The following is a 13,249-nucleotide window of genomic DNA, read 5'->3' on the forward strand; positions in this document are numbered from 1 at the left end:
ACAAATGCTAGACTAGGCTCAAGGATAGCCAGGCCGGACAACTGACTTGATGAGGGTGGGGACGCCGGCGTTGGCGCGGATCGGCAGCGTCAGCGGCTTGGGCAGAATCCTATGCCGGCCCCCTTGCGTTCGCCGCACCAGCTCCCCTCATTCCTACGGCGCGTCCGCGCCGTGAATGACCCCTTCTGTCGCGTGAATGAGTTTTTCAGCACCCAAGGAAACCCGCCGAACGGGCACTGGGAAGCGCCATCTATCTTTACTCCTACTCGGCAATTTCCAGTGCCCCGTCCGGGTAAGCATGCAGGTTCAAACCACGGGTCGAATGCGCGGCGTGAGGGGGAGCCTTGCCGTTGGCGAATGTGTGAAACGCAACCGCGTTTCGCCACGGAACGGCAACGTCGCATGGCAAGGGCGCTGTGCCATAAATCGCCGCCGGCCCATTGATCACGATGGACGAAGCCGGCATAGCTACATTATGTACGACAAAGACAGTTTCTGCTAAGGCCCTAGAATGGTAAATTACATCGAAGCTTCCTCCGCGCCGTCGAAGAATACCGGCGCCATAAGGCTCTACGGCACAGAGGCATTCGAGGGCATGCGCAAGGCCTGTCAGGTCACGGCACGCTGCCTGGACGAGCTTGCCGCGATCGTTCAGCCCGGCATCGCGACCGACGCGATCGATCGGTTCGCGTTCGATTTCGGGATGGACAACGGCGCCTATCCGGCGACCCTCAACTATCGCGGCTACACGAAGTCGACCTGTACGTCGATCAACCACGTGGTCTGTCACGGCATTCCCGACGGGAAGCCGCTTCGCGAAGGCGATATCGTCAACATCGACGTGACCTATGTGGTCGATGGCTGGCATGGAGATTCCAGCCGAATGTATCCCGTGGGAGCGGTGAAGCGCGCTGCCGAGAGATTGCTGGAGGTCACCTATGAATCGCTGCTGCGCGGCATTGCCGCCGTTCGTCCCGGAGCCCGCACCGGCGCCATCGGCCAAGCGATCCAGACCTATGCGGAAGCGGAACGCTGCTCGGTGGTGCGTGATTTCTGCGGCCATGGCGTGGGCTCGCTGTTCCACGACTCTCCAAATATCCTGCACTACGGCCGCGCCAACGAAGGGCCGGAACTGCGCGAAGGCATGATCTTCACCATCGAGCCGATGATCAATCTTGGTCGCCCGCATGTGAAGGTTCTCGCGGACGGCTGGACGGCCGTCACACGCGACCGGTCGCTGTCGGCGCAATACGAGCACACGGTCGGTGTGACCGCCGATGGCTGCGAGATCTTTACACTCTCGCCAGCCGGCCTCGACAGACCGGGGTTGCCGCCCCTCAGCCGATGAACGGCTGATGGCAAAAGAAGTCGCGCCGTTCATCGGGGACGAAGATCTCCACTTCGAGGCAGCCGATGAAATGGCCGTCGAGCGGGCGTTCTTTGCTGAACAGTCTCCCAAAGGGACCTGACTGCATGGTGCAACCGGCCAAGGAAGAGCATTGCCACAGGCACATGGCCGGCTGCGCACTCGCTTTCGCGAGCATGGGATACGGCGCTTGCCGATTACGAGCTGCTCGAACTGCTGTTCTTTCGACTGATTCCGCGCAGGGATAGGAAACCTGTCGGCAAGGGCACTACTCGACAGCTTCGGGGCCCTCGCGCGCCGACGCCGCTGCCGCAGGGGGTGAGGTGCGTCGGCGAAACGGTTGGTTCGATCTGAAGCTGATTTCGAGGGTCGCCCACAGGACGCCGAAAAATCAGCTCCAGGGCAAGCAGCTGCTCTCCTCGTGGGCCCACGTCATCCAATATTGCCACGCAGCAATGGCGCACGAGACACGCGAGCAGTTCCGCATTCTCTCTTTCGACAAGCGAAATAGTGATTGCCGACGAGGTGCAGAGGCTTGGCACGGTCGATCATCCGCCGGTCTATCGGCGCGGAGTGGTAAGGCGCGCGTTGGAGCTTTCGGCGACCGCCCTCGATCCTCGAGCAAAACTCATCCCTCGGGCGATCCTACCCTTTCCCGTGCGGACATCGACATGACCAAGTTGATCATCGAGACCGCAAGGCCGCTAGGGATTTCGGTCGACGATCACATCATCATCGGCGAGGATGGTCACGAGCCTGAAAGGCCTGCGTCTGATCTAACTCTGTTCTTCGTTTTCAGGTGCCCGTCAGGTTTCGGTGACAAAACAGCGATGCTGCAACCATCCTGATCAGGGACCATTGATGACGAAGAAAATCGCTTCCCGGAATTCCCTCTACCGGAAGATGGCACTATACCCAGGCATATTGCTCTTTCTCATCGTTGGCGGCTATTTTTCTTATCTCGCGGCTACGGATAACTTCCACACAGTCATTCCCGGCGAACTCTATCGCTCGTCGCAACCGTCCGCGGAAGCGATCACGGACCTGGAAAAGCACTATGGGATCAAGACCATCCTGAACCTGCGCGGAGAATCCAACAAGCCGGATTGGTACAACGTCGAGGTTGCCCAAGCCAAGGCGCTCAACATAACGCACATCGACTTCAGCATGTCCGCCGGTAGTGAACTGTCCGAGGAAAAGGCCCAGGCCCTCATCAAGATCATGCGCGACGCGCCGAAGCCAATCCTGATCCACTGCCGGTCGGGCGCCGACCGCACGGGACTTGCCTCGGCGCTCTATCTGGCCGCGATCGCCAAGTCGAACGAAAAGACTGCTGAAAGCCAGATGTCGATCTTTTACGGCCATCTGGGGCTGCCGATCTCGCGTTCGTTCGCCATGGATCGCACCTTCGAGAAGATGGAACCCCTGTTTGGCTTCGCTCAATCCTGATAGTCGGACGTAAATCAATCTGCAACATTGACCAGCTACCCGTGATCGCGCGACATTTTGCATCGCAAAATGATTCCAGCTTTCCAATCGGGGCCAGCCTATGTTCCAGTACGATCTCGTTGTTGTAGGCAGCGGCCCGGCGGGCCGTCGCGGCGCAATCCAAGCCGCAAAGCTCGGCAAGAAAGTGCTGGTCATCGAACAGGGAAAGCGCGTCGGCGGCGTCTCCGTTCACACCGGCACCATCCCGTCCAAGACCCTGCGCGAGACGGCGCTCAATCTCTCAGGATGGCGCGAACGCGGCTTTTACGGCAGGGCCTACCGCGTCAAGGACGAGATCAGCGCCGACGATCTCAGGCGCCGGCTCCTGATAACGCTCGATCACGAAGTCGAGGTTCTCGAGCATCAGTTCGCGCGTAACCGCGTCCAGCACATCCGCGGCAAGGCGAGCTTTGCCGACCCCTCGACACTCGAAGTCGTCAAGGACGACGGCGAAGTGCTGAAGGTGACAGGTGCGAGCATTCTGCTTGCCGTCGGGACCAAGCCGTTTCGGCCGGATTATATTCCCTTCGACAACAAGACCGTTCTCGACAGTGACGAGCTGCTGGAGATCCAGGAACTGCCGCGCTCGATGACCGTTATCGGCGCAGGTGTTATCGGCATCGAATACGCGACGATTTTCAGCGCGCTGGATACTGCCGTCACGGTCATCGATCCGAAACCGACGATGCTCGACTTCATCGACAAGGAGATCATCGAGGATTTCACCTACCAACTGCGCGATCGCAACATGAAGATCATGCTCGGCACCAAGGCCGACAAGGTGACAAGGCTCGAAAGCGGCAAAGTCGAACTGCTGCTCGACAACGGCCGCCGGCTGGTGAGCGACATGGTTCTGTTTGCGGCCGGCCGCATGGGCGCGACCGACACGCTCAATCTTGCTGCTGCCGGTCTCGAAGCAGACAGCCGCGGTCGCCTCAAGGTCAATCCCGAGACCTTCCAGACTTCGGTACCGAACATATACGCCGCCGGCGACGTCGTCGGCTTCCCAAGTCTTGCCTCCACCTCGATGGAACAGGGTCGTATCGCTGCTCGTGTAGCGATCGGCGCCGTCGCCAAGGAGCCGCCGAAGTATTTCCCTTACGGCATCTATGCCGTTCCCGAAATTTCGACCTGCGGCCTTACCGAAGAGGAAATGAAGGAGCGAGGCATTCCCTACGAGTGCGGCATCGCCCGCTTCCGCGAGACCTCGCGCGGCCATATCATGGGCCTGGACACCGGGCTTCTGAAGCTGATCTTCTCGCTGAAGACACGCCGTCTGCTGGGTGTCCATATCGTCGGCGAAGGCGCGACCGAATTGGTTCACATCGGCCAGGCCGTGTTGAACCTGAAGGGCACCGTCGAATATTTCGTCGAAAACACCTTCAACTATCCGACTCTCGCAGAGGCCTACAAGATTGCCGGCCTCGATGCCTGGAACCGCATGGGCGACATCAAATCGGAGCTTTGATGTCCCGACCACCCGAAGACCGTCCCCGTACTTTTGTTGTATATGCTGTAAAAACAATTAGTTAAGAACGATATTGGCAACCCGTTAGATAACGCTTCCGTCCTGCGCGTCCAGATCAAAGCTCTCCTTGTAATATTCACAGTCTCTGATAGCGTCGATGCATTGGGTTCTCTCTTACCAGCGAGTAACCGTGCGAGATCTGTCCGAGTCGTCTGAACGGAATTTCCAGCTCATCCTGATCAAGCCATCTCACTACGATGACGATGGCTATGTGATCCGCTGGTGGCGCGCCATGATCCCGTCGAACTCGCTGGCGGCACTCTACGGGATAGCTGCCGATTGTGCCGAGCGCAAAGTCCTCGGACCGAATGTGGGCATCGACATAACGGTCATCGACGAGACCAACACCCGGGTCAACATTCCCTCCCTTCTCAGCCGTCTGAAAGCAAACGGCAATTTCGGCATGGTCGCTCTGGTCGGCGTGCAGTCGAATCAGTATCCCCGTGCGCTGGATATCGCCCGTCCGTTCCGCGATGCGGGCGTTGCTGTGTCGGTGGGCGGCTTCCATGTTTCCGGATGCCTGGCAATGCTTGATGGCAAGGCGGTGGAACTCGATGCCTGCCGGGAGATGGGAATATCGATGTTTGCCGGAGAGGCCGAAGGACGGCTCGACAAGGTTTTGCAGGATGCCGCTTCCGGCACGCTGGCGCCGCTTTACAATTTCATGAACGACCTGCCCAGCATCGAAGGAGCGGCCGTTCCTTTCCTCCCCAAGGCCAACGTTGCGCAGACGCTCGGCCTCAGCACGAGCTTCGATGCCGGCCGCGGCTGTCCCTATCAGTGCTCCTTCTGCACCATTATCAATGTGCAGGGCCGCAAATCGCGCTTCCGCACCGCCGACGATGTCGAGAAGCTGGTGAGGATGAACTGGGCTCAGGGCATCCACAAGTTCTTCATCACCGACGACAACTTCGCCCGCAACCGGGACTGGGAAGCGATCTTCGACCGGCTGATCGAACTCAGGGAGAAAGGTGGCATTCCACTCGGCCTGATGATCCAGGTGGACACGCTCTGTCACAAGATCCCCAACTTCATCGAGAAATCCAAGCGTGCCGGCGTGACGCGCGTATTCATCGGGCTGGAAAACGTCAACCCGGACAACCTGACGATCGCCAAAAAGAACCAAAACAAGATCACCGAGTACCGCAAGATGTTGCTTGCCTGGAAAGCCCAGGGCATCATGACGCTTGCGGGCTATATCCTCGGGTTCCCGGCCGACACGCCGGAATCGATCCGGCGCGACATCGCCATCATCCAGCATGAACTTCCTCTTGATGTGATCGAGTTCTTCTGCCTGACACCGCTGCCGGGCTCGGAAGACCATCAGACGCTCTGGAAGAAGGATGTGGAGATGGATGCCGATCTCAATATCTACGACGTCGAGCACGTCTGCACGGCCCATCCCAAAATGAGCAAAGCAGAATGGGAAAGCATCTATCAGGAGGCTTGGTCCCTCTATTATACGCCCGAGCACATGAAGACGCTGCTGCGCCGTGCCGTCGCGAGCGGCGTTCCACTGGCGAGCCTCGTCAAGATCCTCGTGTCCTTTGCGACCACCGTACCGCTCGAAAACGTGCATCCGCTGCAGAGCGGCTTGCTTCGGCTGAAGCACCCTTCGGAGCGGCGCCCCGGACTGCCGCGCGAAAGCGAACTCGTCTTCTGGCCGCGTTTCATCTGGGAGACGGCCGTCAAGCATGTTTCCCTGGGTGGAACCATCGCGCGGCTGGCGGCAAACGCATTCTTCATTGCGCGCGATAAGAAGATGAAGACTTATATGGATCAGGCGCTGACACCGGTCAGCGACCACGAAGACGAGACGCTCGAGCTATTCACCAAGACGGCAGGCGGCCTCGCAGCGGTCTCCCATATCAAGAAAGTGGCGGAGCTGACACACGCACACCGGGCCGGCTGAGCGCTGCCGACGGGACGCATCGTCATTTCCTGAAGCCCGGCGAGTGGGGACAAAAAAACCCCGCGGTATGAACTGACCCTCGAAAGTTGGACCTCTACGGCTGCGATCCGGGGGTGTGGAGAGGCGGTCAATCACAAGACAATCCAGCGGCTGATGGTCGAGATGGGACTGAAATCGCTGGTCCGGCCGAAGAAATACCGTTCCTACAAAGGCCAGACCGGACACGTGGCACCAGACCTGCTCCAGCGCCAGTTCAACGCCGAGCGCATGAACCAGAAGTGGACGACTGACGTAACTGAGTTCAATGTCGCCGGCGAGACGCTCTACCTGTCGCCAGTCATGGACATCCACAACGGCAAGATCATCGGGTGTGAGACGACCAGGCGGCCGATCTCCAAGCTGGTCAAGGACATGCTCGACAAGGCCATTGACCACGCTGGATGATGACGACAGGGCGATCCTGCATTCCGATCAAGGCTGGCAGTATCAGATGCCGGCCTGGAGACGGATACTCGAAAACCGCAACATCGCCCAAAGCATGTCCCGCAAGGGAAACTGCTTCGACAACGCAGCCATGGAAAGCTTCTTCGTAACACTCAAGTCAGAGTTCTTCCATACCAACACCTTCGCGAGCATCGAGAAGCTGCGCGATGGCGTCGAAGACTATATCCGTTACCACAACAACGAGCGCATCAGGTTGAAACTCAAAGGGCCGAGTCCCGTGAAATACAGGACCCAGCCCTTAAATCATCCCAGCTTATGAACCGTCCACCTTTACGGGGTCAGTTCACGAGGCGGGGTTCCATTGAGATCGAATGGCCGAAGATTACTCGGCGCTGTCCTCGGAAGCCTTCTTCTTCGGCGCGGCCTTCTTCTTCGGGGCAGCGGCTTCTTCGCCTTCGGCGGCTTCGGCCTTGGCAGCAGCCTTCTTCTTCGGCGCAGCCTTCTTGGCTTCCTTCTCGGCGCCTTCTTCTTCGGCGAGCAACTCTTCCTTGGTTACCTTCTTGTCCGTGACGTCGATCTCAGTCAGCAGATGGTCGATGACCTTCTCTTCGAAGATCGGAGCGCGAATCGATGCCGCCGCACCCGGCTGGCTGCGGAAGAAGTCGAGGATCTGCTTTTCCTGGCCCGGATACTGACGCAGCTGTTCGTAGATCGCGCGCTGCATTTCGTCTTCGCTCACTTCGACGCCGGCCTTTTCGCCGATTTCGGAGAGGACGAGGCCGAGGCGTACGCGGCGCTCAGCAAGCTTCTTGTACTCTTCGCGAGCCTGTTCTTCGGTCGTGTCCTCGTCTTCGAAGGTCTTGCCGGACTGCGCAAGGTCGTTGGCGACCTGGCTCCAGATGCCGTTGTACTCGGCTTCGACGAGCGACGCCGGCGTCTCGAACTTGTACATTTCGTCAAGCTGGTCGAGGATCTGGCGCTTCACCTTCTGGCGAGTCAGCGAACCGTACTGCGACTCGATCTGGCCGCGGACGATCTCCTTCAGACGGTCAGCCGATTCAAGGCCGAGCTTCTTTGCCAGTTCGTCGTTGATTTCAACGTCGGCCGGAGCTGCAACATCCTTGACGGTGACGTCGAAGGTGGCTTCCTTGCCAGCGAGGTTCTTGGCCGGGTAGTCAGCCGGGAACGTGACGTTAATGGTCTTTTCTTCACCGGCCTTGGTGCCGACCAGTTGGTCTTCGAAGCCCGGGATGAAGCGGCCGGAGCCGAGAACGAGTTCAGCGCCCTGATCGGTGCCGCCTTCGAAGGCTTCGCCGTCGACCTTGCCGAGGTAGTCCATCGTGATGCGGTCGCCGTCGACGGCCTTGCCCTTCTTGGTTTCGTAAGAACGGGCGCTTTCAGCAACCTTCAGGACCTGCTCGGTGACTTCCTCGTCGGAGATGTCGACGACTTCGCGCGTGATCTTAACGCCCTTGATGGACTTCAGTTCGATCGGCGGCAGAACTTCGTAGGAGAGCGTGAATTCGAAATCCTGCTCGGCGGCGAGGATCTTGTCTGCTTCGTCCTTGTCTTCCGTCATCGCGACTTCTGGCTGCGTTGCGGACTTTTCGCCACGCTCCGCAAGAATGGCGGTCGGCTGTTCGCGAACGATCTCGTTGACGAGGTCGGCCATGATAGACTTCCCATACACCTTCTTCAGGTGTGCGGTCGGAACCTTGCCCGGGCGGAAGCCGTTGATCCGGACCTTGTCCTTCACGTCGGCAAGACGCTCGTTCATCTTGACTTCCATGTCCTTGGCCGGGATTACGACCTTGATTTCGCGCTTCAGCCCTTCAGCGAGCGTTTCGATAACCTGCATGTCTTCCTACCTTCATTTCGTGGCGGCCGTGCCCAGACGCCGTTCGTTTCTATGAGCACGACGCCGGAAAGTTGCCGGGCGTGGCTTGTTCTCAATTCTCATTCGTTCCACCCCAGGCGGAACGGCGCTTGCTACCGGGCAATCGAGGACACCTGTTGCCCCCCGCCTGCAAGCTCTTGGTGCGGGTAGAGAGACTTGAACTCCCACGCCTTGCGGCACCAGAACCTAAATCTGGCGTGTCTACCAATTTCACCATACCCGCGTTCTCAAAAACCGCATGCATTTGCCTGCACATGAGGCCTTCCGGAGCGCGGCGTCTCTATAACACCCGATTTGGTAGAGGCAAAGGAAAAATGAAGGCCAGATGACAGGGATTTTGGCCTATTCTTGCGGCCTAGCACACGATACCGCTCCACATCAGTAAAGAGGCTCGTCGTAGGCAGGCTTACCATCCACCAGCAAGCTCCTTATCTGGAGTGTTCCGTCGGCGGCAACGCGCACGGCAATTGAAACCTCGCCCTCCTGTCGCGCCTGCTCCAGCGCCAAGCCTGCGCCTTCCGGCACGTAATAGCGCTCGATGCCATAGTCGACATGGATGCTCTCAGTCTGAGCGGTGCCGTAGCTGTAAAACGGCCTGGTGTGCAGAACGGAAGTGGCCTCCTGTGCCGGCAGAGGCTGGAACGACGATTCGACAACGCCCCAGAAACCGCCCTCGCCCTGCTTCACCCGAACCCAAAGGCTGCGCTCCCCCGGCTCCGTGGGAATCTCACCGGTGATCGACTGAACCGGAACCGAGGATATGTCATAGTTCAGCACCACATAATCGCCGCGCAGGAAATCGCGCGGGTCGACCGGTGCGGTTTTCAGCAGCACGTCCGTTCCATTGCGCAGGATGGCCGCCCGACTTTCGATCACATACCCAAGCACCGCCGTCTGAAGTCCGGCAACAGCGACGGCGGCGGCGAGGTAGCGGCGCCCGGACTGCGGCTTCATGGAAAAGATACTCATAGGCTCGCCTCCCCTGCTTTGCCGGCAAATCGGCGCTCTAGGCGGATAACGAGCCAGGCGAGGACTGCCACGAACATGCCTGAGCATAGGAAGAGACCGGAGGTGCCGAGGATCGAGCCTACGGTGACCGAAGCCAGAAAAAGTATCTCGACGGAAAACGCCGTATAGGCGAGGTAGCGAACGGAACCGTTGTCGCGCCCCTGCAGCGCAATGGCGAGAATGGCGGCCGCCAGCGTGACCAGCCCCAGCACAATGAGCGGCCCGCCTTGGTCAAACTCTATATGCAGGAAGAGCAGGCCGATGACGGCAACGAGGAACGCATAGAAGGCCGGCGCGGCGCCGGCACTCCTTACTAGGCCGGATAGCGGGGACGCAGGAAGGCTTACGACAACGAGAGCTGCCATGCCGCCCGCGGCATAGAGAGAGGCAAGCCGGAGATCGGAATCGAGTGTATAAAGCCACGCAAGCCAACCGACGAGCAACAGATAGGCAAGATGCCGGGCACGATCCGCCCTGGTATAGCGCACCAGGCCAATGACGGCCAAAGCCATGACCGGCGGCATCCAGGCATCGAAACGCATCCAGCGCATGTCGGTGGCATGGAGATAGACTGCAAAACTCGCCCAGGCCAGAAACCCCGCAACAGCAGCGACGACGCTCGACCGGAACAGAACGGCCGAGACGGCTGCCACCGCGAACCAGAGATACATCACGGTCTGTTCGTCTCCGGACAGATGATACATCTGCCCGACGAGTGAGATCGCCCCGCCAAAGCTCAGCGTACCGATGACCAGGAGCCCATTAGCAGCCGCTTTCGCCCCGCGCGCCAGCATCGCCGCCGCACCAAGATGGACGGCCCAGATAAGAGCTGTGATCAGGCAGACGCGCACGAATCGTGGGATCGCCTCCCAGTTCGACGCAACAACGAGAAGGATTGCTGCAGCCAACAGTATGGCCGCCAGGATCATCAACACGTTACCGAGGCTGAAGCTTGCGGGGCGCGTGTCGTATTCCTTCAACAACGCCTCAGCCGTTTCCCCAGCCAGCAACCCCTTGCCGACCCATAGCAACAAATCTCTCTCCAGACGCCCGCGGTACATGCCCCACTCCGCAATATGCGCGACGACGCGCCCTCAATCTGCAACGTTATAGACACTGATTGGCCGCCGAGGAAACGGCCCTATGCAAATTCCTATCCTGGGAAATTGGGGGCAGATATTAATCGATCGATAAGCTTCCTTTGCCAACATACGATAAAGACTCAAGAGCCATGCGTCTTGCGCATTGGTACTATGAAAATATTGCACTGCACTATTTTCAATAAGTCATACTATTTAGATGCAAGAAGTATCGATGATGGCGCACCTGTTCGCCGGATGCCTGCGGAGATGATATCCGTAACGAGATTCGGAGCTGCGCACTCCTCCTCCCAGCGCGCTCCGATAGACTGACAACGCTCCTCCTCCCAGTTGTCAGTCATTTACACAACGCCCACCGGATCCTCCCTCGGTGGGCGTTTTGTTTCCTCATTCGAATTTTAAACCTCGGAAACGTCTTGCGTCACAGCGCTTCGGCCACGCTCAAATCGGGATGAGAGCGCCCGCCCACTTGCCAATGACCGCCCACTAGACCCCTGGTGTAAACGACCTCACACATCCCGGAAAAACCGGGCGCAAGGCGGCCTTCACCGCACCTACGCATTGTCGCGATATCGGGAACGCAATCAGCCAAAAAACACCCGCCAGCACCAATTATGCCTATTCATTGACCAGCCGGCGGCGAGATTCCGGGTTTCACATGGCGAGCATTGCATCAGGCGCATACGTGTCGTGAAAACTTGGCTCTACCGCCCCTTCGCGGTGCAACATATCTTATGGCCATCAAATACAGGTCAGCGCCGATGGGCGGCAGCTGGCAGACGCAGCCCTCGGAAAGGGGATCAGAATGAACTTCACACGCTCTTTCAACAACTGGCGCAAGTATCGTCAGACCGTCAGCGAACTCGGCCGTATGACCAACCGCGAATTGCATGACCTCGGCATCGACCGATCGGATATCCATCGCGTTGCACGCGAAGCGACCCGCTAGTATCAGGCGGTCAGCTTCCTCCCGAGCAGATCTCTTACACAAAACGCCCGCTGCCTTTCGGCAACGGGCGTTTTCTTTTGTCTAAATCACTCAATAGCACCCTGGTTGCACAGGATCCTCCACTCACACCTCTGCTCAATTATTATCGCCTGCACGTTCCATGTGCATCACATGCACAATTGCATGGCAGGAGCCTAATAATTGCACTGCACAATTTCACGGCGAACGCCTATATGAATGTCAACGGTTGAGGCGGCAATGACGCCGCCCACGATCATCATTCTGAGGAACTAGACCATGAACCCGATCCGCATTGCAAAGAGCTGGCTCAGCTACCGCCGCACCCTTAGCGAACTTGGCAGCCTGTCCAACCAGACACTCTCCGACATCGGCGTAAGCCGCTACGAGATCCGCAACATCGCTTCCCGCGCTTTCCGCTAATAGCGGAGCGCGTGTAGCTTCAAAAACGGCGCCTCCAGGGCGCCGTTTTTGATTCCAGGGCCATGCTCTGCCGTGAGCGGCGACTTTCGAAGACAAAGGGTTGATCCCGCTCCTCATGAAGCGCCCGCAGCTCCAAGTTCGAGCGCCCGCAGTCTTTGAACCGCGAAGTCCACGAAGCTGCGAGTCTTCGCGGACACATGCCGGCCCTCCACGTGAACGACATGGATGGGCAGCGGTTCTTCTTCATAGTCCTCCAGAACCATCTGCAACTGGCCGGCGGCAACCTGCCGAACGACCTGATAGGAGAGCGCGCGCGACAGACCCCAGCCTGTCATCGCCGCAGCAATGGACGCATCGACAGTGTTGCAATACATGCGCGGATGAAGCGTCACCGCTGCATGCTCTGGGGCAAAGTGCCAATCGAGCGGCGCCGAAGAACCGGTGTTCACGATCGTGACGTGTCGGGAGAGATCGCTCGGTGTCTTCGGCTCGCCAAAGCGCTCGAAATAGGAGGGTGCTCCGCAAACCACTCGACGCACGCTCCCGACCTTGATCGCAGTCTGATCGGAATCCTGCAGGTGCCCGATGCGGATTGCGACGTCGATGCCCTCTTCCACAAGGCTGACGATCCTGTCGAACAGGAGGGCTCGGCCTGTGACGGCCGGATGCAATGCCAGAAATTCCGTCATGACGGGGATGATGTGGAACTGTCCGAACAGAACCGGCGCGGTGACCGTCAGCATTCCGGACGCCGTTGCATGGGAGCCGCCTGCAGATGCTTCCGCCTCCTCGATATCGGCGAGGATCCTCCTGCAATCATCGACATAGCGACCGCCGGATGGCGTGAGCTTCACGGACCGGGTCGATCGAACGAATAGCCGCGCACCCGTGGCGTCCTCCAGAAATGCAATAGCGCGGGTAACCGCCGGAGGGCTCATGTTCAGTTGCCGCGCCGCCTCGGCAAAGCTTGCCGTCTCAGCAACCCTGACCAACACCCTCATGCATTGAAGTCGATCCATGGCCCACCTCCTGTCTATTCCGATATCTGAAACAGTATCTTTCCAAATACCGTAATTCTACACGATCGATGAAACAATTATCGTCTGCTCAATTCAA

10 protein-coding genes, 1 tRNA gene and 2 pseudogenes are annotated in these 13,249 nt (G+C 58.7%); 8 read left to right on the top strand and 5 right to left on the bottom strand.

Annotated elements, in window-relative coordinates; genetic code table 11:
* The first annotated feature begins 511 nt into the window (after positions 1–511).
* The 6 genes and pseudogenes from map to AC1D2R_RS22585 form a co-directional block, all read left to right on the top strand.
* Positions 512–1,348 carry a type I methionyl aminopeptidase gene (map, locus tag AC1D2R_RS22560; protein WP_477970665.1) on the top strand — a complete coding sequence of 279 codons (837 nt, stop codon included), beginning with the start codon at positions 512–514 and terminating at the stop codon, positions 1,346–1,348.
* Between the two features lie 121 nt (positions 1,349–1,469).
* Positions 1,470–2,146, top strand: a pseudogene (gene radC / locus AC1D2R_RS22565) (RadC family protein).
* 81 nt (positions 2,147–2,227) lie between these two features.
* On the top strand, positions 2,228–2,815 hold the full coding sequence (locus AC1D2R_RS22570) for a dual specificity protein phosphatase family protein (protein WP_477970667.1): 588 nt from the start codon (positions 2,228–2,230) through the stop codon (positions 2,813–2,815).
* Between the two features lie 100 nt (positions 2,816–2,915).
* The gene (gene sthA, locus AC1D2R_RS22575) at positions 2,916–4,322 is read left to right on the top strand and encodes a Si-specific NAD(P)(+) transhydrogenase (protein ID WP_477970669.1); all 1,407 of its coding nucleotides are present in this window, start codon (positions 2,916–2,918) and stop codon (positions 4,320–4,322) included.
* A 157-nt stretch (positions 4,323–4,479) separates the two neighbouring features.
* The gene (locus tag AC1D2R_RS22580; RefSeq protein WP_477970671.1) at positions 4,480–6,294 is read left to right on the top strand and encodes a B12-binding domain-containing radical SAM protein; all 1,815 of its coding nucleotides are present in this window, start codon (positions 4,480–4,482) and stop codon (positions 6,292–6,294) included.
* A 96-nt stretch (positions 6,295–6,390) separates the two neighbouring features.
* Positions 6,391–7,057, top strand: a pseudogene (locus tag AC1D2R_RS22585) (IS3 family transposase); the annotation flags it as partial.
* A 63-nt stretch (positions 7,058–7,120) separates the two neighbouring features.
* Here the strand turns inward: AC1D2R_RS22585 and tig are convergent.
* From tig to AC1D2R_RS22605, 4 genes are all read right to left on the bottom strand, one after another.
* Positions 7,121–8,596: a trigger factor gene (gene tig, locus AC1D2R_RS22590; protein ID WP_477970673.1), complete on the bottom strand. Its 1,476-nt coding sequence runs from the start codon at positions 8,594–8,596 to the stop codon at positions 7,121–7,123.
* Positions 8,597–8,773: 177 nt separating this feature from the next.
* Positions 8,774–8,858 (bottom strand) — tRNA-Leu (locus tag AC1D2R_RS22595).
* A 155-nt stretch (positions 8,859–9,013) separates the two neighbouring features.
* Positions 9,014–9,604, bottom strand: a complete 591-nt coding sequence (locus AC1D2R_RS22600) for a GDYXXLXY domain-containing protein (RefSeq protein WP_477970675.1) — start codon at positions 9,602–9,604, stop codon at positions 9,014–9,016.
* Complete coding sequence (locus AC1D2R_RS22605) at positions 9,601–10,704, bottom strand: DUF2157 domain-containing protein (protein WP_477970677.1); 1,104 nt, start codon at positions 10,702–10,704, stop codon at positions 9,601–9,603. Before AC1D2R_RS22605 ends, AC1D2R_RS22600 begins: the two co-directional genes overlap by 4 nt.
* Positions 10,705–11,548: 844 nt before the next feature.
* Between AC1D2R_RS22605 and AC1D2R_RS22610 the strand changes: the two genes are divergently transcribed.
* Both AC1D2R_RS22610 and AC1D2R_RS22615 read left to right on the top strand, forming a co-directional pair.
* Entirely contained in the window at positions 11,549–11,692 is a 144-nt protein-coding gene (locus AC1D2R_RS22610) for a DUF1127 domain-containing protein (RefSeq protein ID WP_289802728.1), read from the top strand.
* A 297-nt stretch (positions 11,693–11,989) separates the two neighbouring features.
* Positions 11,990–12,133, top strand: coding sequence for a DUF1127 domain-containing protein (locus tag AC1D2R_RS22615; RefSeq protein ID WP_080725599.1), 144 nt, complete (start codon positions 11,990–11,992; stop codon positions 12,131–12,133).
* Positions 12,134–12,246: 113 nt separating this feature from the next.
* Here the strand turns inward: AC1D2R_RS22615 and AC1D2R_RS22620 are convergent, their stop codons facing one another.
* A complete protein-coding gene (locus AC1D2R_RS22620; RefSeq protein ID WP_477970679.1) occupies positions 12,247–13,152 on the bottom strand; it encodes a LysR family transcriptional regulator in 906 nt (301 codons plus the stop codon).
* Positions 13,153–13,249 lie beyond the last annotated feature (97 nt).

It is taken from the genome of Rhizobium sp. P1_C7 (assembly GCF_056406295.1).